This window comes from uncultured Bradyrhizobium sp. (assembly GCF_936928535.1).
In the GTDB taxonomy this organism is placed as follows: domain Bacteria; phylum Pseudomonadota; class Alphaproteobacteria; order Rhizobiales; family Xanthobacteraceae; genus Bradyrhizobium.
In genome coordinates, this window is the sequence record NZ_CAKZHY010000173.1 from 46,276 (window position 1) to 66,240 (window position 19,965).

The 19,965-nt window shown below is 64.0% G+C and carries 19 protein-coding genes; 16 read left to right on the forward strand and 3 right to left on the reverse strand.

Annotated elements, in window-relative coordinates:
- Positions 1-153: 153 nt before the first annotated feature.
- From Q0687_RS35295 to Q0687_RS35320, 6 genes are all read left to right on the forward strand, one after another.
- A complete protein-coding gene (locus tag Q0687_RS35295; RefSeq protein WP_298887561.1) occupies positions 154-1,179 on the forward strand; it encodes a hypothetical protein in 1,026 nt (341 codons plus the stop codon).
- Complete coding sequence (locus Q0687_RS35300; RefSeq protein WP_298887562.1) at positions 1,176-2,366, forward strand: hypothetical protein; 1,191 nt, start codon at positions 1,176-1,178, stop codon at positions 2,364-2,366. The genes Q0687_RS35295 and Q0687_RS35300 overlap by 4 nt, the downstream gene beginning before the upstream one ends.
- Before the next feature lie 140 nt (positions 2,367-2,506).
- Complete coding sequence (locus Q0687_RS35305; RefSeq protein WP_298887564.1) at positions 2,507-3,568, forward strand: amidohydrolase family protein; 1,062 nt, start codon at positions 2,507-2,509, stop codon at positions 3,566-3,568.
- A 14-nt stretch (positions 3,569-3,582) separates the two neighbouring features.
- Positions 3,583-4,695: an amidohydrolase family protein gene (locus Q0687_RS35310; protein ID WP_298887566.1), complete on the forward strand. Its 1,113-nt coding sequence runs from the start codon at positions 3,583-3,585 to the stop codon at positions 4,693-4,695.
- Between the two features lie 35 nt (positions 4,696-4,730).
- On the forward strand, positions 4,731-5,144 hold the full coding sequence (locus tag Q0687_RS35315) for a Rieske (2Fe-2S) protein (RefSeq protein ID WP_298887567.1): 414 nt from the start codon (positions 4,731-4,733) through the stop codon (positions 5,142-5,144).
- A gap of 181 nt (positions 5,145-5,325) precedes the next feature.
- Complete coding sequence (locus Q0687_RS35320; RefSeq protein ID WP_212327255.1) at positions 5,326-5,532, forward strand: hypothetical protein; 207 nt, start codon at positions 5,326-5,328, stop codon at positions 5,530-5,532.
- A 43-nt stretch (positions 5,533-5,575) separates the two neighbouring features.
- On the opposite strand, the gene Q0687_RS35325 is transcribed toward Q0687_RS35320, so the two are convergent.
- Positions 5,576-6,421 (reverse strand): SDR family NAD(P)-dependent oxidoreductase, encoded by an 846-nt coding sequence (locus Q0687_RS35325; protein ID WP_298887571.1) that lies wholly within the window; start codon positions 6,419-6,421, stop codon positions 5,576-5,578.
- 184 nt (positions 6,422-6,605) lie between these two features.
- Here Q0687_RS35325 and Q0687_RS35330 point away from each other — a divergent pair, with 184 nt between their 5' ends.
- The 4 genes from Q0687_RS35330 (at position 6,606) to Q0687_RS35345 (ending at position 11,867) form a co-directional block, all read left to right on the forward strand.
- Entirely contained in the window at positions 6,606-8,102 is a 1,497-nt protein-coding gene (locus tag Q0687_RS35330; RefSeq protein ID WP_298887573.1) for an aldehyde dehydrogenase family protein, read from the forward strand.
- 115 nt (positions 8,103-8,217) lie between these two features.
- Complete coding sequence (locus Q0687_RS35335; RefSeq protein WP_298887575.1) at positions 8,218-9,345, forward strand: alkene reductase; 1,128 nt, start codon at positions 8,218-8,220, stop codon at positions 9,343-9,345.
- 249 nt (positions 9,346-9,594) lie between these two features.
- Positions 9,595-10,098, forward strand: coding sequence for a GFA family protein (locus Q0687_RS35340; RefSeq protein WP_298887577.1), 504 nt, complete (start codon positions 9,595-9,597; stop codon positions 10,096-10,098).
- 107 nt (positions 10,099-10,205) lie between these two features.
- Positions 10,206-11,867 carry a thiamine pyrophosphate-binding protein gene (locus Q0687_RS35345; protein WP_298887579.1) on the forward strand — a complete coding sequence of 554 codons (1,662 nt, stop codon included), beginning with the start codon at positions 10,206-10,208 and terminating at the stop codon, positions 11,865-11,867.
- A gap of 197 nt (positions 11,868-12,064) precedes the next feature.
- Here Q0687_RS35345 and Q0687_RS35350 read toward each other — a convergent pair whose 3' ends face one another.
- Positions 12,065-13,447 (reverse strand): LLM class flavin-dependent oxidoreductase, encoded by a 1,383-nt coding sequence (locus Q0687_RS35350; protein ID WP_298887581.1) that lies wholly within the window; start codon positions 13,445-13,447, stop codon positions 12,065-12,067.
- Positions 13,448-13,678: 231 nt separating this feature from the next.
- Between Q0687_RS35350 and Q0687_RS35355 the strand changes: the two genes are divergently transcribed.
- The 6 genes from Q0687_RS35355 to Q0687_RS35380 all read left to right on the forward strand — a co-directional run bounded on the left by Q0687_RS35355 (position 13,679) and on the right by Q0687_RS35380 (position 19,359).
- Complete coding sequence (locus Q0687_RS35355) at positions 13,679-15,064, forward strand: M20 family metallopeptidase (protein WP_298887583.1); 1,386 nt, start codon at positions 13,679-13,681, stop codon at positions 15,062-15,064.
- An 84-nt stretch (positions 15,065-15,148) separates the two neighbouring features.
- Complete coding sequence (locus tag Q0687_RS35360) at positions 15,149-16,060, forward strand: amino acid ABC transporter substrate-binding protein (RefSeq protein WP_298887585.1); 912 nt, start codon at positions 15,149-15,151, stop codon at positions 16,058-16,060.
- A 129-nt stretch (positions 16,061-16,189) separates the two neighbouring features.
- On the forward strand, positions 16,190-16,921 hold the full coding sequence (locus Q0687_RS35365) for an amino acid ABC transporter permease (RefSeq protein WP_298887587.1): 732 nt from the start codon (positions 16,190-16,192) through the stop codon (positions 16,919-16,921).
- 4 nt (positions 16,922-16,925) lie between these two features.
- On the forward strand, positions 16,926-17,618 hold the full coding sequence (locus tag Q0687_RS35370) for an ABC transporter permease subunit (RefSeq protein WP_298887588.1): 693 nt from the start codon (positions 16,926-16,928) through the stop codon (positions 17,616-17,618).
- A gap of 8 nt (positions 17,619-17,626) precedes the next feature.
- Complete coding sequence (locus Q0687_RS35375) at positions 17,627-18,358, forward strand: amino acid ABC transporter ATP-binding protein (RefSeq protein ID WP_298887590.1); 732 nt, start codon at positions 17,627-17,629, stop codon at positions 18,356-18,358.
- A gap of 140 nt (positions 18,359-18,498) precedes the next feature.
- A complete protein-coding gene (locus Q0687_RS35380) occupies positions 18,499-19,359 on the forward strand; it encodes a D-amino-acid transaminase (RefSeq protein ID WP_298887593.1) in 861 nt (286 codons plus the stop codon).
- 124 nt (positions 19,360-19,483) lie between these two features.
- Here the strand turns inward: Q0687_RS35380 and Q0687_RS35385 are convergent, their stop codons facing one another.
- A complete protein-coding gene (locus Q0687_RS35385) occupies positions 19,484-19,945 on the reverse strand; it encodes a carboxymuconolactone decarboxylase family protein (RefSeq protein ID WP_298887596.1) in 462 nt (153 codons plus the stop codon).
- Positions 19,946-19,965: the final 20 nt, after the last annotated feature.

The following is a 19,965-nucleotide window of genomic DNA, read 5'->3' on the forward strand; positions in this document are numbered from 1 at the left end:
GCGGATGCCGGAGCATCCGCAGCTTTCGCGCCTTTCCAGTCATTTGCAGCGGCAGCCGAAAGAGATCTTTTACCCTGCAACCGGCACGCGAAACGGCGATCATCGCTCCTTAATCGCCTTACGCGAAAACCCTCCCGATTGTGGCAGGCGGGCATGGCAGAGGCGAGAAGCAAACGACGCTGGCGACATCTGCGTGAGGCCGTCTGGCGGCTGTGCGGTTATGTGTTGTTCTGGCTCAGGGCCTTCGCCCAACCGGCCATCGACCTTTCCTTGCGCACCCATCCCGGCCACGTCACGCGGATCGTCGAGAGCCCCGGCCTGTCGCTGCCGCAGGACGAACTCGACCGTCTGGTCACGCAGCTCCGTATCGTCGCAGCCAAGACGCTGGCGGCGGATGAATTGACCTACGGCATCTTCTCCGGCGAGCGCGAGCGCCTTGCACGCGCGATCGTCACCTTGATCTTCGAGGAGGACAGCGGACGTCCGATCGCGTTCAACGCGCAGTCGGTGATGCAGGTCGAGCTCGACGGCACCCCCGTCGACGTCACTCATCTCGGCCTCGTGATGGTCGACCCGGATGCGCGCGGGCAGGGGCTGTCCTGGGTGCTGTACGGCCTGACCACGCTGGTTTTGTTCCTGCGCGACGGCCTGCGCCCACGCTGGATCTCCAACGTCACCCAGGTGCCGTCAGTGGTCGGCATGGTCACCGAGACCTTTTCCGGCGTCTATCCGTCGCCGCGCTCCGAAGCGCGGCAGAGCTTTGCCCATCTTCAGCTCGCGCGCGGCATCATGCGCTGGCATCGCAGCGCATTCGGCGTCGGCGCTGAGGCCGGCTTCGATGAAAGCCGCTTCGTCATCACCGATGCCTATGCCGGTGGCTCCGACGCGCTGAAGAAGACCTTTGACGAGGCGCCGAAGCATCGCAACCCCGACTACACCGACTTCTGCGCCCGCGAACTGGACTATGAACGTGGCGACGATGTCCTCCAGATCGGTCGCATCGACCTCGCCGCCGCGCGTGCCTACCTGTTCGAACAGGTACCGCATCGCTCGCTGCCCGGGCTGTTCGTCGCCTCTATGTTTTTGGGATTGCAACGGCTGGTGCTGCCGCTCATGCACTGGCTCGACGATCACAGGTCTTTTGGCACGCTGCGGCCCCGGCAGGAGCGCACCCGATGACGTCCTCGGTGATTGCCAATGCGATCGTCAATGTTTGCGGCGTCATCGGGCTCCTCGTCGCCATGCTCGCGCTCCATCGCCGCGATGCGCGGAGCCCATTGACCCGACGTTTTCTCATCGCGCTCGGTATCGTCGCGCTGCTGTTCCTGGTGCGAAGCGCGGCGTGGCTGACCGGCAGCAGCCTGCTCGACGACCTCTCGGTGATCCCCGCCGCCGCCATTCCCCTCGGTGGGCTGATCGTGACCGAGGGCCTGCTGCGGCGGCACGCGCCCCGTGCCCTCAAGCTGGCGGTGATCCTCGGCGCCGTGCTGCTCGGCCTGGGCGGCGCCCTGGGGCTCGGGCATTTCGATACGCCCTATGCTGCCGCGCTGGCGGTGTTTCAGCTCGGCGGGCTGGGGGCTTGCGCGTTCCTGCTCGCTGCTCGCGACCGTCAGTCGCTGATGGCCGCAGAGAACCGCGCCATCGACCGTATGACCATCGGCGCGATCATCGTGCTGCCCTTCAACGTCACCGATTTCGCTGCGTTGATGCCCGATATGCCGGTCAAGCTGGGCGCGCTCGGCGCCTTGCTCGTGGTCACGGCCATGCTGATCGCCGGCAGCAGTGGTGAAGCGCGCTGGCACGCGGTGCTGCTCACCGTGCTTCGGCTGGTAAGCTCGGCGCTGCTCGGCCTCGCGGCGGCCTTCGTTGCCCCTGACGTCGACGCTGCGCAGGCCGTGCGCTTTTGCGCCATCGCCGTGTCGGGCGTGCTGGCGATCGGCCTCATGACCGACACCCTGCGATCTTTCCTCGAATCCCGCGCGCCGGGTGTGCTGAGCTCGGTTGCGATCTCGCCGGCGACTACGCGCGACGAGCTCATCGCCGAATTGTTGCGTCATCCGCTGTTCGAGAGCGCGAGGCGCCACCGCGAGAGAGATCTTGCAGCTTACGATCCGCGCCTGTTGCGCAATCGTCTCGCCGGCCGTCGCGTGTTGCGGCGCGGGGACGCGCCGTGGGATCATCCACCCGATGATCCGGCGGTGGAGCGGCTGGTGTCGCTGATCGCCGCGACCAACGCCACACATCTCGTCGTGCTCTCATCCGACCCGGTCGACATCCTCGCGCTCGCGGTTCCCGTCACGTCGGCCGATCCTGCCACCGAGACTGCGATCGCGCTGGTGCAGCGCATGTTGATCATGACGGCCTGACGCCATATCGCGCCTGCGAAATGCAACCGAGCCATGACGGATCGCGCGGGTTTGCGGCCTTGCGCCGTGGCACAGGCCGGCGCACTCTGCGCAAGCGGTGCGGAGAATGCCGCCAATAGAGATTGCCCGAGGAAGCATCCATGGCGGTGACGCGGATCGACTGCGATATCCACCCGGCGGTCGGAGGGACGCGCACGACGCTGCTGCCCTATCTGAACGATCACTGGAAAGAGCAGGTGGTGAGCCGCGCCATCGACGGCCTCGACCTCACCTCCTATCCGCCAAGCATGCCGCTGTCAGGCCGCGCCGACTGGCGGCCGGCCAATGGCGCCAAGCCGGGCTCCGACCTCGCCATGGTGCAGAAGGGCGCGTTCGACCAGCTTGGCGCGAGCCACGCCATCCTCAATGTGCTCTATGGCGCTCAGGCCGTATTCGATTCCTATATGGCCGCGGACTTCTGCAAGGCGATCAACGACTGGATCGCCGCTGAATGGTTGTCGCGTGACCCGCGCCTGCGCGCGTCCATCGTGGTGCCGATGCAGGCGCCTGATCTGGCGATCGAGGAGATCGAACGCCGTGCCGGCGACGCCAGGTTCGTCTCCATCCTGGTGCTGGCGCAGGGCGAGACGCTGCTGGGCCGCCGGCATTTCTGGCCGGTCTATCAGCTCGCGGAGAAATACAAGCTGCCGCTCGCGATTCATGCGGGCACGCAGTATCGTCAGGCGCCGAGTTCGGCCGGCTGGCCCTCGCACCGCTATGAATATTACTTCGTCGAGGCGCAGGCCTTCCAGGCGCAGATCCTGAGCCTGATCTATGAGGGCGTATTCGGCAAGTTTCCGAACCTGAAGGTCGTCCTGATGGAATCGGGCGTGAGCTGGCTGCCGGCCTTCATGTGGCGCGCCAACAAGACCTGGCGCGGCGTGCGCGTCGAGGTGCCCTGGGTCGAGCGCGAACCTGCATCGATCATCCGCGATAATTTCCGCGTCACCATGCAGCCATTCGATGCGCCCGCCGACGCCAAAAGCGTCGAGGAGATTATCGACCAGATCGGCTCCGAAAAGATGTTCCTGTTCGCATCCGACTATCCGCACTGGCAGTTCGACGGTGATGATCCGATCCCGCCGAACCTGCCGAAGAGCATCATCGACAAGATGTGCATCGACAATCCGCTGGAGACGTTTCCGCGGTTGTCACTCAACTAACTCTGGAGGTCCGTATGAGTGAAGTCATCGACCGTCCGTTGCGCGACGACGAGAAGCCTGCCGCGTCACGCTTGCGCATCGTCGATTGCGACGTGCATCCGAGCCTGCGCTCTCACGACGATCTCAACGAGTTCCTGCCGAGGCGCTGGCAGCAGCATCTGAAGGAATATGGCAGCCATCTGCGCACGCCTTATCTGTTCACCACGCCCTATCCGCGCTCCTCTCCCCTGATCGCGCGGCGTGATGCCTGGCCGCCGACCGGCGGGCCGCCCGGCTCCGATCTCGCCTTCATGCAGAAGCAGCATCTCGATCCGCTCGATGTCGAGTTCGGCATTCTGCAGGTGCTAGATCTCTTCATCTTCTCGCAGCAGAACCTCGAGTTCGGCGCCGCGATCCAGCGCGCCATCAATGATTGGCAGCTGGCATTCTGGTCGCATCGCGACCCGCGCCTGAAGGCTTCGATCCTGGTCGGGCAGGACGGCGTTGATCTCGCGATTGCCGAGATCGAGCGCTGTGCGAAGACAGGCGAATACATCCAGATCAACGTCTCGCCGCGTGCCAACGAGCCGCTCGGCCGTCGCCGCTACTGGCCGATCTACGAGCGCGCCCAGGCGCTCGACCTGCCGCTCGGCATCCATGTCGGCGGCTATGGCGGCCACGCGCCGACCGGCGGCGGCTGGCCCTCCTATTATGTCGAAGAGCATCAGTCCAACGCCCACACCATCGCGGCGCAGCTCGCCAGCCTCGTCATCGAGGGCGTGCCGGAGCGGTTTCCAAAGCTGAAGATCGTCTTCATCGAGGGCGGCTTCGGCTGGATCCCGTCCGCGGTGTGGCGCATGGACCAGCACTTTGAGCGTTTCCGCAGCGAGGTGCCGCATCTCAAGCGCAAGCCGTCGGAATATGTGCGCGAAAACTTCTGGTTCACGACCCAGCCGATCGACGAACCCGACGAGGCGCGGCATCTGCGCGCGCTGATCGAATGGGTCGGCATCAACCGGTTGCTGTTCTCCTCGGACTATCCGCACTGGGATTTCGATGATCCGCGCTTCGCCTTCAAGACGCCACTGACCGAGGCCGAGCGGAAGAAGATCTTCAGCACCAATGCCCGCGCGGTCTACAAATTCTGAGCAAAGGGTTTCTGAAGAGAGGTTTCTGAAGAGACATGGCCCGTCACATCGTCGCGTCGACGTCGGAGATCCCGCCCGGCGGCAACAAGGTCGTCGACATCGCCGGCCGCGATATCGTCGTGTTCCATGTCAATGGCGAGTTCTTCGCGCTCCTGAACCGCTGCCCGCACGAGGGCGCGCCGCTGGAGAAAGCAGCTTGCGTCGCACGGCTCACCTCGCCCGAGCCGGGCGTCTATGAGCGTTCGCGCGTCGGCGAGATGCTGCGCTGTCCATGGCACGGCTGGGAGTTCGACATGCGCAACGGCCAGTCCTGGTTCGACTCGAAACGGTTCAAGATCCGGTCATATCCGGTTGCGGTGGAACGCGGCGACGAATTGCAGAAGGGGCCCTATGTCGCCGAGACGTTCCCGGTGCACGTCGAAGACAGCTATGTGATTGTCGAGGTCTGAGGTCACACACGCTGTCATTCCGGGGCGGTCCGTAGGACCGAACCCGGAATCTCGAGATTCCGGGTTCGACGCTGCGCATCGCCCCGGAATGACATCTTCATTGGATTACGAGTTCATCACGCATTGAGATTCGAACCCAAGTGCGATATGGCTCTCGCGCTTTCAGTGGCGGAGACGAGCTTTGTCGAAACAATCCCTGCGCGAAGAGGCCGAGCGCCTGATCCGCGAATCGATGGAAAAGAAGACCATCGTCGTGAAGCAGGGCTCCACCCGCATCGAGGCGGTCTGCGGTAAATGCGGCGCGCCAAACCGGGTCCAGGCGGAAAAAGGCCAGAGCCGCGTCAAGTTCGCCTGCAAGAATTGCGGGCACAAGCAAGAGACGCTGTAGGCTCCTTACCCTCGCCCACAAAGGGGTAGAAGGGAAGGCGCACCTAGCTTCCCTTCGCGAATTTCGCAAACGCCTCCGCGTAATCCGGATGCCAGCGCGACAGCGGCGGGCGGTTCTCGACGATGTCGCCGGCAGCCCACAGCATGCGCTTCTCGTCGAGCGGGCGGGGCACGTCGTTGTCGGGGCAGAGGATGTAGAAATCGCCGGCTTCGAGCCGCGCCAGCATGAACTCGACCGTCTGCTCAGGCGTCCACGCGGCGGCGGGCTTTTCGGTGCGGCCCTTGGCGGTGAGCCCCGTGAACACGAAGCCGGGGATCAGCAGGTGTGCGGTGATGTGGCAATCCCTGGTGTTGCGCAGCTCATGCTGGAGCGCCTCGGTAAACGCCTTCACGCCGGCCTTGGAGACATTGTAGGCGGGATCGCCAGGCGGGGTGGTGATGCCCTGCTTGGAGCCGGTGTTGATGATCAGGCCGGCCTTGCCGCGCGCGATCATGTTCGGCGCGAAGATGCGCGAGCCGTTGATGATGCCCCACATGTTGACGCCGATGATGTGCTGCCAATGGTCCGGCTCGCCGAACAAGCTGCTGCCCGGCTGGATCCCGGCATTGTTCATGAGCAGGTCCGTTCCGCCGAAATGCGCGCCCACGGCGCGTTCCAGTTCCGTCAAGTTCTCGATCCGGCTGACGTCGGCCATCGATGTCATCACGTTCGCTGCGCCTGCGATCGATGACAGTTTTGTTGCAGCCTCTGCCAGCCTGGTCTCATCGACATCGGCGATGCACACCTTCATCCCGGCGCGCGCAAACGCCAGGGCTGCAGCGAAACCGATGCCGGATGCGCCGCCGGTGATCACGGCAACATTGCCCTTGGCGATGACAGGATGCGGCATGGCTGTTCTCCAGGAATGGACCTTGGTCGAGCTATAACATGGCGTTCGCGCGACCCTGCACAAGTCGGCATGGGAGGTCCTCGTTCCACGCCGACTTTACCCGTTTCCGGCGCCGCTGTATTCTGTTCGGCTTAACGATCCCACCGAGATCGAAACCAACAATCAATGACTAGGGAGTGCAGACATGGCTGTGTCGCAGGCGATTCCGATCACGCGCCATCCGTTCGCCAACGGGTCCTACAAGCAAATGCTGATCGACGGGAAGTGGGTCGATGCGGCCTCAGGCAAGCGCTTCGAGAGCCGTAACCCCGCCACCGGCGAACTGCTCGCAACCGTCGCCGAGGGCGACAAGGAAGATATCGATCGTGCGGTCGCGGCCGCCCGCCGCGCTTTCGAGGGCCCCTGGAGCAAGGTCAAGCCGTTCGAGCGGCAAAACCTGCTGCTCAGGCTCGCCGACCTTGTCGAGAAGAACTTTGACGAATTGTCGCAGCTTGACACGCTCGACATGGGCGCGCCGCTCAGCCGCACCCGCGCCTATCGCCTGCGCGCCGTCGGCATGCTGAGATATTATGCCGGCCAGACCACGGCGATCCACGGCGAGACCATCGAGAACTCGCTGCCCGGCGAGATTTTCTCCTACACGCTGAAGGAGCCGATCGGCGTTGTCGGCGCCATCATTCCCTGGAACGGTCCGCTCACCGCGACGATCTGGAAGATCGGTCCTGCCATCGCGACCGGCTGCACCGTGGTGCTCAAGCCGGCCGAAGAGGCGCCGCTCACCTCGCTCCGCATCGCCGAGCTCGCGATGGAAGCCGGCATTCCGGCTGGGGTCGTCAACGTGGTGCCCGGCTATGGCGAGACGGCGGGTGCCGCGCTCGCCTCGCATCCCGATGTCGACAAGGTTGCCTTCACGGGCTCGCATGTCACGGGCCAGTCGATCATCCGTGCTTCGGCCGGCAATCTCAAGCGCGTCTCGCTCGAGCTCGGCGGCAAGTCGCCTGACATCGTGTTCGCGGACGCCGATCTCGATGCCGCCGTGCCCGGGGCGGCGATGGCGGTGTTCGCCAATTCGGGACAGATCTGCAGCGCGGGCACGCGCCTGTTCGTCGAGCAGGCGATCTACGAGGAGTTCGTCGGCCGCGTCGCCGAGTTCGGCAAGAAGCTGCAAGTCGGCAACGGCCTCGATCCGAACGTGCAGATCGGCCCGCTGGTCTCCGAGCAGCAGCTCGAGCGCGTTACCGGCTATCTCGACATCGGCCAGAAGGAAGGTGCGCGAGCGCTCGCCGGCGGCGGCCGCGTCACCGAGGGTGCGCTGTCAAAGGGCTTCTTCGTCTCGCCGACGGTGTTCGCGGGCGTTCAGGACAACATGCGCATCGCCCAGGAGGAGATCTTCGGTCCCGTCATCTCCGCGATCGCGTTCAAGGACATGGACGAGCTGGTCAAGCGCGCCAACAACACCACCTTTGGACTCGGCTCCGGCCTGTGGACGCGTGACGTCACCAAGGCGCATGCGGTTGCCAAGCGCCTGCGCGCCGGCTCGGTGTGGGTGAATTGCTACCAGGCAATGGATCCGGCCGTGCCCTTCGGCGGCTACAAGATGAGCGGCTACGGCCGCGAATCCGGCAAGCAGCATGTCGAGGAATATCTCAACGTGAAGGCCGTCTGGATCAAGACGGGGTAGGGCCTCTCTGTAGCGTTCCGCGCGAGGGAATATCTGCTTTTGTGGGGCGGCGCCTTTTCCGGCGGCCGCCCCTCGCTATATGATGTGCATCCGTTCAAAGACAGCCGGGGCCCCCATGAAATTCGAGGCGTTGTTCAAACCGTTGCAAGTCGGTCCGTACAAGCTCGCGCACCGCGTCGCGATGGCGCCGTTGACGCGCATGCGCGCCGAGCGCGACAGTTTTTCGCCGCGGCCGCTCAACGCCGAATATTACGGCCAGCGTGCGACCAAGGGCGGACTGATCATCGCCGAAGCCTCGCCGGTGCTCTCGCATGGCCGGGGCAATCCAGCGACACCGGGCATCTATTCGGAGGCGCAGATCGCCGGCTGGCGCAAGGTGGTCGATGCCGTGCACGCCAAGGGCGGCATCATCTTCCTCCAGCTCTGGCACGTTGGCCGCGTTTCGCATTCCTCCTTCCACGGCGGCGAGCTGCCGGTCTCGGCGTCGGCGATCCCGATCAGGGCCGAAGGCATGAAGGCGATGACCGCCGACGGCAAGATCGCCGATTACGAGACGCCGCGCGCGCTGGAGACCGACGAGGTCAAGGGCATCGTCGAGGCCTTCCGGCAAGCCGCGAAGAACGCGCTCGCGGCCGGCTTCGACGGCGTCGAGATCCACGGCGCCAATGGCTATCTGCTCGAGCAGTTCCTGCAGTCGCGCAGCAACCAGCGCACCGATCAGTATGGCGGATCGATCGAGAACCGCACGCGCCTGCTGCTTGAAGTGACCCAGGCCGCGATCGATGTCTGGGGCGCGGGCCGCGTCGGCGTGCGGCTGTCCCCGCATGGCATCGCCAATGATTCCGCCGAGCCGGATCCGATGCCGCTCTACACGCATGTCGTGAAGGCACTCGATAAGCTCGGCCTTGCCTACCTGCACTTCATCGAGCCGCGCTCCAGCGGCGCGGGCCGCGCCGACGTCCATTGGGAGAACGTACCCTCGGCGATGGTGCTGTTCCGTCCGCACTACAGCGGCGTGCTGATGACCGCCGGCGGTTTCACCGGCGAGACCGCCAATGCCGCGATCGCAGAAGGCCACGCCGACATCATCGCCTTCGGGCGCATCTTCATTTCGAACCCCGATCTGCCGCGGCGCCTCGAGCACGACTACCCGATCACGCCATACAACCGCGCGACGTTCTATGGCGGCGAGGAGAAGGGGTATACGGATTATCCTGTCCATGACGCGCTTGCGCCGGCATAGGTCTCCGTCTCCGTCATTCCGGGGCGATGCGTAGCATCGAACCCGGAATCCATTTCACGTCCTGGGTTGTCGCACAATGGATTCCGGGCTCGCGACTTCGTCGCGCCCCGGAATGACGAGCTTGATTTGTTGCGCAACCGCTACCACAAATTCCGTCATTGCGAGCGCAGCGAAGCAATCCAGGACGGCCTCCGCGGAAAGATCCTGGATTGCTTCGCTGCGCTCGCAATGACGACCGGAGAGACCATCATGGCCAAAGCCGCAGTCGCCGCAGGAACCGCCACGGGCCAATGCCTCTGCGGCAAGGTCAGCTTCGAGATCGACGTCCCCGCGCGCTGGGCCTGGCATGATCACTCCGCCGCCAGCCGCCGCGCTCATGGCGCGGCTTACGCGACTTATGTCGGCAGCTGGAAAAAGCGCTTTCGCATCACCTCAGGCAAGACCGCGCTGACCCGCTTTGAGGACAAGGCGACCAGGACCGCGCGCAGCTTCTGCTCGCACTGCGGCACGCCGATCGCCTACGAGCGACCGCGCGGCCCGCATATGGTCAACATCCCGCGCGCCCTGTTCAACGAGCGCACCGGCCGCCAGCCGCTCTATCACATCGCCATCGAGGAGCTGCAGGAATGGGCGTACACCGGCGAGCCGCTGGTGCCCCTGAAGGGCTTTCCGGGCGTGGTGTGGCAGCGCTCGAAAAAGAAGAAGCGCGCCAGCGGCGAGGATCCGTTCGAGCTCGGGCGCGAGGAGATGTAGCGCGGCTCGCCAGCGCAAGGCAGCCATGACCGCGTTTCCTTGCGCGCCTCGAAATTTCGGCCATCATGTCTTTCGTCCTTGCGGCAACGTCCGCTCCTGGAGGAAACATGAAGAACAAGATCACCGGCCGTTCCGCCTTTCTCGCGCTGCTCAAGGACGAGGGCATCACGCATCTGTTCGGCAACCCCGGCACCACCGAGCTGCCGATCATGCATGCGTTGAAGGATCATCCTGATCTCACCTATGTGATGGCGATGCAGGAGAGCCTGGTGGTCGCAATCGCCGACGGCTACAGCCGCGCCTCCGGCAAGCTCGTCGCCTGCAATGTCCATGTCGCGCCGGGCCTCGGCAACGCGATGGGCTCGCTCTACAACGCCCAGTTCACGGGCACGCCGATGATCCTGACTGCCGGCCAGCAGGAGCAGGGGCACGGCCTGATGGAGCCGGTGCTCTATGGCCCGCTGGTGCGGATGGCCGAGCCGCTGGTGAAATGGGCGGTCGAGGTGACGCGCCTTGAGGACCTGCCGCGCATCGTGCGCCGCGCGGCCAAGGTGGCCATGACGCCGCCGACCGGGCCGGTGTTCATCTCGCTGCCGGGCGATATCCTCAACAGCGAGGCCGGCATCGATCTCGGCCGCTCCACCCGCATCGACGCGCGCACGAAACCGTCGGATGAGGCGCTGAGGGCATTTGCCGCGCGGCTGCTCAAGGCCGAGCGCCCCGTCATCGTCACCATGGACGAGGTAGTCAAGAGCGACGCCCTGAAAGAAGCTGCCGAACTCGCCGAATTGCTCGGGGCCGCTGCCTACCAATCCTCGACACCCTATGGCGCGCACTTCCTTTCGGAGAGCCCAGGCTTCGTCGGCACGCTGGCCCGCGTGCAGAAAGTCGCGCGCGATACGCTGGCGCCCTACGATCTGCTGATCGCGCTCGGCGGCGATCCGCTGCGCATGTCGGTCTATAGCGAAGTCGATGCGCTGCCGGATGGTCTCGGCATCGTGCAGATCGGTCTCGTCGACTGGGAGATCGCCAAGAACTATGGCGCCGAGATCGCGCTCAAGGCGGATGTGAGGGAAACGCTGCGCGCGTTGATCCCGGTGCTGAAGGAGATGGGCGGGGCGGCGCTGGCGAGCCGCGCCAAACAACGCCTAGCCGAGCTCGCGCCGAAGAACTGGACCGCGCGACGTGCCGCAGTGATCGAGCAGATCGGAAAGAGCGCCGGCCGGACGCCTGTTGATCCCGACTATCTGGTGCTGCAGATGGTCGAGGCCATGCCCGACCACGCGATTCTCGTCGATGAAGGCCTCACCTCCAGCCGCCAGGTCACGGCGCTGCGTCCGCACCGCGACCGCTTTGGCTATCACGGCCTCGCCTCCGGCGGCATCGGCTGGGGCCTGCCGGCATCCGTCGGCGCCAGCATCGCCAATCCGGATCGACCTGTCGTGTGTTTCTCAGGCGACGGCAGCGCCATGTATTCGATCCAGTCGCTGTGGACCGCCGCGCATCACAAGCTGCCGCTCAACGTCGTCATCGCCAACAATGGCGGCTATCGCATCATCAAGCAGCGCCTGCTCGCTTTCCATGGTGACGACAATTATGTCGGCATGGATTTCGCCGATCCGCCCGTTGATTTCGCCGGTGTCGCAAAGGCGCTCGGCTGCGAGGCGATCAAGATCAGCGATCCCAGCGAGCTGAAGGCGACGCTGGCGTCTGCGTTCAACCGGCCGGGGACGAAGCTGATCGAGGTGATGGTGGATGGGAAGGTGTAGGCGGTCGTGCGACGATGCCGCGCTTCGCTCGCAATGACGATGTGGTTGCATCATGCACAAAACTCTCACCGTCACCCTGAGGTAGCCGCTTCTTCAGCGGCCCTCGAAGGGCGACGGCCCGGCTGCATCTCGGCCGTCCATCCTTCGAGGCGCGCAAGGGCGCGCACCTCAGGATGACGGAACTTGCAGCGTGGGCGTTAGCCTGCCTTCTCCCCCACCCGATACCCCGCCGCCGGATGCGGCGCATCTAGCCTTGCGCGGCCGTCGCCGAACAGTTTCTCCCGCAGCGTGCCTTTCGCATATTCCGGCTTATAGCGCCCGCGTTTGGTCAGCTCCGGCACCAGCATGTCGCTGATATCCTCGAAATCACCCGGCGAGATTGCAAACGCGACGTTGAGGCCGTCGACGTCGGTCTTCTCGAACCAGTCCTCGATCTTGTCGGCGACGCTCTCGGGCGTGCCGACGACAACGGGGCCGGCGCCGCCGATGCCGACATGCTCGATGACGTCGCGCACGGTCCAGACGCGGTCGGGGTCACCGCGGGTGACATTGTCCAGCGCGCTGCGGCCGGCATCGTTCTGGACGTGACGGACCTGCTGATCGAGCTCGTAGCCGGAGAAGTCGATGCCGGTCCAGCCCGACATCAAGGCGAGGGCGCCTTCCGGATTGATGTGCGAGCGGTAGTCGGCATATTTCGCCGCCGCTTCAGCCTCGGTGTCGCCGAGGATGATCGTCATCATGTTGAACATCAGGATCTCGGCCGGGTTGCGGCCGAACTTGGCGGCTTCCTCGCGGATCGCGGCGACGCGCGGCGCGATGATCTTGGCCGATGGTCCCGACATGAACACGCATTCGGCGTGCTTGGCCGCGAACTGCCGGCCGCGCGGCGAGGTGCCGGCCTGGTACAGCACGGGCGTTCGTTGCGGCGACGGCTCGCTCAGATGAATCGTGTTGTTGATGCGGTAGTTCGCGCTCTCATGATTGATGCGATGAACCTTGCTGGGATCGGTGAAGATGCCGCGTTTGCGATCGCGCAGCACTGCGTCGTCCTCCCAGCTTCCCTCCCAGAGCTTGTAGACCACCTCCATATACTCGTCGGCGATGTCGTAGCGGTCGTCATGCCCGGTCTGCTTGTCCTTTCCGGCGCCGCGCGCGGCGCTGTCGAGATAGCCTGTGACGACGTTCCAGCCGATCCGACCCTCGGTGAGATGGTCGAGCGTCGACATCCGCCGCGCAAACGGGTAGGGCGGCTCGAACGACAGATTGCTGGTGACGCCAAACCCGAGATTTTTAGTCACCGCAGCCATCGCCGACAGCAGCAGCAGCGGCTCGTTCGACGGCGTCTGTGCTGCATTGCGCAAGGCTGCGTCAGGGCTATTGCCATAGACGTCGTAGACACCAAGCACGTCGGCCAGGAACAACCCGTCGAAGCGGCCGCGTTCCAGCGTCTTGGCGAGATCGATCCAGTAGGGCAGGCGGTTATATTCGGCGGTGCGGTCGCGCGGATGGGTCCACAGCCCGGGCGATTGATGCGCGACGCAATTCATCGCAAATGCGTTGAGCCTGATCTCTTTAGCCATGCTGGTCCCCCGGCGCCCTGTACTGAGCGCTCTTCGAATGATAGACGTGCGCCCCAACTTGGCGAAGTTCTTGCATACCAATTGCGCTTGGCAAGGCCAAAATCGACGGCACGCCAGCCCTTGGCAAGCCAAGCTCAAGAGAGCAAGAACGAAATCGCAAGCCCCCGCCACTTTCGAGCGTCCGCGTAGTCCGCTACGCTGCCTCGTTCCATCAAGTTGAAGACGATAAGAATGACCAGAGCCGACGCCATCGCCCGCGCCCGGGACGACTTCAAATCCGGCGCGTTCCTTGCCGAACTCGACCGCCGCGTCGCTTATAAGACGGAAAGCCAGAATGCCTCGCGCGGCCCGGAGCTGCGCGCCTATCTGGAACAGGAGATGGCGCCGGCCTTCGCTGCGCTCGATTTCGAGAGCCGCATCGTGGAATCCCCGAGCGGCAAGTCGCCGTTCCTGTTCGCCGAACACCACGAGAGCGCATCCGCGCCGACCGTTCTGATCTACGGCCATGGCGACGTCGTCGACGGCATGGAAGGCGAGTGGCGCGAGGGCCGCGATCCCTGGCGCACGACCGCTTCTGGCATCCGCCTCTATGGCCGCGGCACAGCCGACAACAAGGGCCAGCACAGCATCAACATGGCGGCACTTCGCGCCGTGCGCGAGGCCCGCGGCGGCAAGCTTGGCTTCAATGCAAAGTTCATCGTCGAGATGGGCGAGGAGATCGGCTCGCCTGATCTCAGCAAGGTCTGCGACCTCAACCGCGACGCGCTGAAGGCCGACCTGTTCATGGCCTCCGATGGGCCGCGGCTGTCGGCGGATCGGCCGACGCTGTTCCTGGGCTGCCGCGGCGGCATCCGCATCCATCTCGATGTGAACTTGCGGGATGGCGGACATCATTCCGGCAATTGGGGCGGCGTGCTCGCCAACCCCGCGACCATTCTGGTCAGCGCGATCTCGACGCTGGTCGACGGCCGAGGCCGGCTTCAGCTCGACGCGCTGAAGCCCCCGCGCCTGACCAACCAGATCCGCAGCTATCTTGCCGATGTGCAGGTGGTCCCGACCGAGGACGAGCCTGCGCTCGCAGAGAATTGGGGTGAGGACGGCCTGTCCGCGGCCGAGCGGCTCTATGCCTGGAATACGCTGGAAGTGCTGGCGATGTCATCGGGCAATATCGAGAAGCCGGCCAATGCCATTCCCGGCCACGCCAATGCCGTGCTGCAACTGCGTTTCGTGGTTGGCACCAAGGTCGATGGCCTGATCGACGCTGTCAAAGCGCACCTCGTCGCAAAGGGCTTTCCAATGGTCGAGGTGCGGGCGGCCCAGAGCTTTGCCGCCTCGCGCACCGATTTCGACAGCCCCTGGATCAAATGGGCGGCGGATTCCGTCCAAAACACTACCGGGAAGGCGCCGGCGGTGCTGCCGAACTTCGGCGGCTCGCTGCCCAACGATGTGTTTTCGGAAGTTCTGGGCCTGCCGACGATCTGGGTCCCGCACTCCTATCCCGGCTGCTCCCAGCATGCGCCGAATGAGCACATCCTGCTGCCATTGACCGAAGAAGCCTTGACGGTCATGGCCGGCTTGTTCTGGGATCTCGGTGAATTACCGCGGCCATTAACCTGAGCGGGCATCCAGCCGAAAGTCACATTCTAATCCGGGCCGAGATGTGCTTGCATCTGGCCGCATCATCCTGAAAGGGGAGAAAAAGTGAAACATTTCCGTCACATCGGCCTCGCGCTCGTCGCGACCTTTGCTGTGAGCCAGGCTGGGGCCGAGGAACTCACCGGCACGCTGAAGAACATCAAGGACACCGGCGCCATCACGCTCGGCTTCCGCGACTCCTCGATCCCGTTCTCCTATCTCGACGACAACCAGAAGCCCGTCGGGTTCGCGATGGACATCTGCTACAAGATCGTCGACGCCGTGAAGAAGGAGCTCAAGCTCGACAAGCTCGAGGTGAAGCTCAACCCGGTGACCTCGGCGACGCGTATCCCGCTGATGGCGAACGGTACCATCGACCTCGAGTGCGGCTCGACCACCAACAATACCGAGCGTCAGAAGCAGGTCGCCTTCACCAACACCCACTTCCTGACCGCCAGCCGCTATGTGTTCAAGAAGTCGAGCGGCCTGAAGTCGATCGACGACCTCAAGGGCAAGACGGTGGTCTCCACCGCCGGCACCACCAACATCAAGCAGCTCACCGAAGCCAACGTCGAGAAGAAGCTCGGCGCCAACATCATTCCGGCCAAGGACCACGCCGAAGCCTTCCTGATGGTCGAGACCGACCGCGCGGTCGCTTTCGTAATGGACGACATCCTGCTCGCGAGCCTCGTCGCCGGCTCGAAGACGCCGTCCGACTATGTCATCTCCAAGGATGCGTTCTCCAAGCCCGAGCCCTATGGCATCATGCTGCGCAAGGACGACGCCCCCTTCAAGAAGGTCGTGGATGCGGCAACCGCTGCGCTCTACACCTCGGGCGAAGGCCAGAAGATCTACGACAAGTGGTTCATGTCCAAGATCCCGCCGAAGGGTCTGAACCTCAACACCCCGATCTCCGATCAGCTGAAGCACGAGTTCGCAAAACCCTCGGACTCGCCGATCCCGGACGACTATAAGTAAGATATAAACTCGATCTCAGGATCGGGATCATGTCCGGCCACTCTTGACACCAGAGTGGCCGGACATTTGCATAGGCGCCCAGACCTTCTTTCGAGCCAATTTTGATTGGCGCGTTCGCGCGGGGGACACGTGAACTACCATTGGAACTGGGGAATCTTTTTCCAGCCGAACCCGATGGGGACCGGCACCTATCTCGACATGTTGCTGTCGGGACTGGTGCTGACCCTTGAAACCGGGATGCTGGCCTGGATCATCGCGCTCATCACCGGTACGGTCGTCGGCGTGATGCGCACGTTGCCGTCGAAGGGCGCGAACTGGTTCGGCTTCTGCTATGTCGAGTTCTTCCGGAACATGCCGCTGCTCGTGCAGCTGTTCCTGTGGTTCTTCGTGCTGCCGGAACTGCTGCCGAAATCCGCCGGCCTGTGGTTGAAGCAATTGCCGAACGCGCCGTTCTGGACGGCGGCGATCGGCATCGGCTTCTTCATGTCGGCGCGCGTTGCAGTGCAATTGCAAGCGGGCATCGGCTCGCTGCCGCGCGGGCAGAAGATGGCCGCGACCGCGCTCGGCCTGACCACGGCGCAGGGCTATCGCTACGTGCTGCTGCCGATGGCGTTCCGCATCATCCTGCCGCCGCTGACCTCGGAATTCCTCAACACCATCAAGAACACCGCGGTCGCCATCACCATCGGCCTGCTCGAGCTGACCGGACAGGCGCGCTCGATGCAGGAATTCTCGTTCCAGGTGTTCGAGGCCTTCACCGCCGCGACGCTGCTCTACCTCCTCGTCAACGCCGTCGTCGTGACCGCCATGCGCTTCCTCGAGCGTTACGTCGCGATCCCCGGCTACATCACGGGGAAATAGCGCCGTGTTCAGCAATTTCGATTTCGACGTCATTATCCGCGCGCTGCCGTATCTGTTCTACGAGGGCATGAGCTTCACGGTGCTGCTGACAGCGTTGTCCGCGTTCGGCGGCCTCGTCTTCGGTACGGCCATCGCCCTGATGCGGCTGTCCGGCTACAAGACGCTCGGGCGCATCGCCGGCCTCTATGTCGACTTCATGCGCTCGCTGCCGCTGGTGCTGGTGATCTTCTGGTTCTACTTCCTGGTGCCCTATATCGGGCAGTGGGTGACCGGCGCATCGCGCCCGATCAGCGTCGGCGCGTTCGCCTCCTCGCTCATCACCTTCATCATGTTCGAGGCGGCGTATTTCTCCGAGATCATGCGCGCCGGTATCCAGTCGATCTCGCGCGGGCAGCCGGCGGCCGCCAGTGCGCTCGGTCTGACCTACGCGCAGAGCATGCGCTACGTCGTGCTGCCGCAGGCCTTCCGCAACATGCTGCCGGTGCTGATCACGCAGACCATCGTGCTGTTCCAGGACACCTCGCTGGTCTACGTGCTGTCGATCACCGACTTCCTCGGCGCCGCCAGCAAGGTCGCGCAGCGTGACGGCCGTCTGGTCGAGATGTATCTGTTTGCCGCAATCGTCTACTTCACCATTTCCTGTATCGCGTCCTTCGGCGTCCGCCGTCTCCAGGCGCGCATCGCTATCCTTCGCTAGGGCCCGTCATGATCGAAATCAGCCACGTCGACAAATGGTACAGCCCGACCTTCCAGGTGCTGACCGATTGCACCACCAGCGTCGCCAAGGGCGAGGTGGTGGTGGTGTGCGGTCCGTCCGGTTCGGGCAAGTCGACCCTCATCAAATGCGTCAATGCACTGGAGCCGTTCCAGAAGGGCGATATCAGCGTCGACGGCACCAAAGTCAACGATCCCAAGACCAACCTGCCGAAACTGCGCTCGCGCGTCGGCATGGTGTTCCAGCATTTCGAGCTGTTCCCGCACCTGAAGATCATCGACAATCTCTGCCTTGCGCAGGAGAAGGTGCTGGGCCGCGCGCATGACAAGTCGCTCGCCAAGGGCATGCAACTGCTGGAGCGCGTAGGCCTGAAGGAGCAGGCGCAGAAATTCCCGGCGCAGCTCTCCGGCGGCCAGCAGCAGCGCGTTGCGATTGCGCGCGCGCTCGCGATGGATCCGATCGTGATGCTGTTCGACGAGCCGACCTCGGCGCTCGATCCCGAAATGGTCAGCGAGGTGCTCGACGTCATGGTCGACCTCGCCCGCGAAGGCATGACCATGATGGTCGTGACCCACGAAATGGGTTTTGCGCGCAAGGTCGCCAACCGCGTCATCTTCATGGACCGCGGCGAGATCGTCGAGGACGCCCCGAAGGACGATTTCTTCGGCAAGCCCCGCAGCGACCGCGCGCAGAAGTTCTTGTCGAAGATCTTGTCGCACTAGCCGTCATTCCGGGCTCATTCGCTTTGCGAATGCCCACATTGCGCGAGTGCGCAATGGGGAATGACGAAACGAGGGGTGCTCGGCGCCCTCGATTGGCGTATAACCGCGCCAGATCCTTCATTGCCGCCAGGAGACCCGCCTTGGATTCGATCGCCTACGTCAACGGCTCATTCGTCCCGCTCGCGGAAGCAAAGATCTCGGTACTCGACCGCGGCTTCCTGTTCGCCGACGGCATCTACGAGGTCTCGGCCGTGCTCGACGGCAAGCTGGTCGACAACGCCTCGCATCTGGCGCGGCTGGAGCGTTCGGTCGGCGAGATCAAGCTGAGATTGCCGGTGACGGTTGAGCGCATTACCGAGATCCAGAAGGAGCTGATCGCCCGCAACAAGCTTGCGAGCGGCCTCGTCTATCTCCAGGTCACGCGCGGCGCCGACAAGGGTCGTGACTTTGCGTTCCCCAAGGATGACGTCGTCTCGAGCCTGGTGATGTTCACCTCGGAAAAGGACATCATCAACGCCGTTTCGGCCAAGACGGGGATCAATGTGATCACCGTGCCCGACATCCGCTGGGAACGGCGCGACATCAAGAGCGTGGCGCTGCTGGCTCAGGTGCTGGCGAAGCAGGCCGCGGCCGAAGCCGGCGCCGGCGAGGCCTGGATGCTGGAGGATGGTTACGTCACCGAGGGCGGCTCGTCGTCCGCCTTCATCCTCACCAAGGACGACGTCATCGTCACCCGCAAGAATTCCAACGCGATCCTGCCGGGCTGCACCCGCAAGGCCGTGGTCGCGCTCGCCGAAGAGCGCCAGCTCCGCGTCGAGGAGCGCTCCTTCACGGTGGAAGAAGCGCTCGCCGCGAAGGAAGCGTTCATCACCAGCGCATCCGCCTTCGTGCAGCCGGTGGTCGCCGTCGACGGCAAGACGATCGGCGATGGCAAGCCCGGCCCGATGGCGACGCGGTTGCGCGAGATCTATGTGGAGTTCGCCAAGGCGACGGCGGTCTAGGCGGTATCTTCCGCTGCCGTAGGGTGGGCAAAGGCGCCCTTGCGCCGTGCCCACGTCCTCTCTTTTCGCTGGCAGAAGGTGGGCACGCTTCGCTTTGCCCACCCTACGAGACCGTCGACGTAGCCTACGCCACCGACGCTTTCACCTTCACCGGATGCACCGCGCGGAACGCGATCGCCAGCCTATTCCAGGCATTGATGGCGCCGATCAGCGCGGTCAGGTTCACCGTCTCCGCGTCCGAGAACTGCGCGCGGACCTGTTCGTAGACATCGTCGGGCGCACGCGTCTCGGAGATCAGCGTCACCGACTCGGTCCAATCAAGTGCGGCACGCTCGCGGTCGGTATAGACAGGGGATTCACGCCAGGCATTGAGCAGATAGATGCGTTGCTCGGTCTCGCCGCGCTTGCGGGCATCCTCGGTGTGCATGTTGATGCAGAAGGCGCAGCCGTTGATCTGCGAGGCCCGGATCTTGACGAGCTCGATCAGAGACTTCTCGAGTCCGGTCGACTGGATCTGCTCTTCCAGCGCCATCAGCGCCTTCATCGTATCGGGGGCAGCCTGGTAAAAGTTCATGCGGGGTTTCATGGTCGTTCTCCTTTTGCTGG

Bases quoted from the DNA above. Each gene is read 5' to 3' on its own strand.
- Q0687_RS35295 (WP_298887561.1), top strand. From the start codon at position 154: ATGGCAGAGGCGAGAAGCAAACGACGCTGGCGACATCTGCGTGAGGCC.
- Q0687_RS35325 (WP_298887571.1), bottom strand. From the start codon at position 6,421: ATGCCGCATCCTGTCATCGCCAAGGGCAATGTTGCCGTGATCACCGGC.
- Q0687_RS35340 (WP_298887577.1), top strand. From the start codon at position 9,595: ATGGCCAAAGCCGCAGTCGCCGCAGGAACCGCCACGGGCCAATGCCTC.
- Q0687_RS35330 (WP_298887573.1), top strand. From the start codon at position 6,606: ATGGCTGTGTCGCAGGCGATTCCGATCACGCGCCATCCGTTCGCCAAC.
- Q0687_RS35315 (WP_298887567.1), top strand. From the start codon at position 4,731: ATGGCCCGTCACATCGTCGCGTCGACGTCGGAGATCCCGCCCGGCGGC.
- Q0687_RS35355 (WP_298887583.1), top strand. From the start codon at position 13,679: ATGACCAGAGCCGACGCCATCGCCCGCGCCCGGGACGACTTCAAATCC.
- Q0687_RS35335 (WP_298887575.1), top strand. From the start codon at position 8,218: ATGAAATTCGAGGCGTTGTTCAAACCGTTGCAAGTCGGTCCGTACAAG.
- Q0687_RS35305 (WP_298887564.1), top strand. From the start codon at position 2,507: ATGGCGGTGACGCGGATCGACTGCGATATCCACCCGGCGGTCGGAGGG.
- Q0687_RS35300 (WP_298887562.1), top strand. From the start codon at position 1,176: ATGACGTCCTCGGTGATTGCCAATGCGATCGTCAATGTTTGCGGCGTC.
- Q0687_RS35385 (WP_298887596.1), bottom strand. From the start codon at position 19,945: ATGAAACCCCGCATGAACTTTTACCAGGCTGCCCCCGATACGATGAAG.
- Q0687_RS35345 (WP_298887579.1), top strand. From the start codon at position 10,206: ATGAAGAACAAGATCACCGGCCGTTCCGCCTTTCTCGCGCTGCTCAAG.
- Q0687_RS35375 (WP_298887590.1), top strand. From the start codon at position 17,627: ATGATCGAAATCAGCCACGTCGACAAATGGTACAGCCCGACCTTCCAG.
- Q0687_RS35310 (WP_298887566.1), top strand. From the start codon at position 3,583: ATGAGTGAAGTCATCGACCGTCCGTTGCGCGACGACGAGAAGCCTGCC.
- Q0687_RS35350 (WP_298887581.1), bottom strand. From the start codon at position 13,447: ATGGCTAAAGAGATCAGGCTCAACGCATTTGCGATGAATTGCGTCGCG.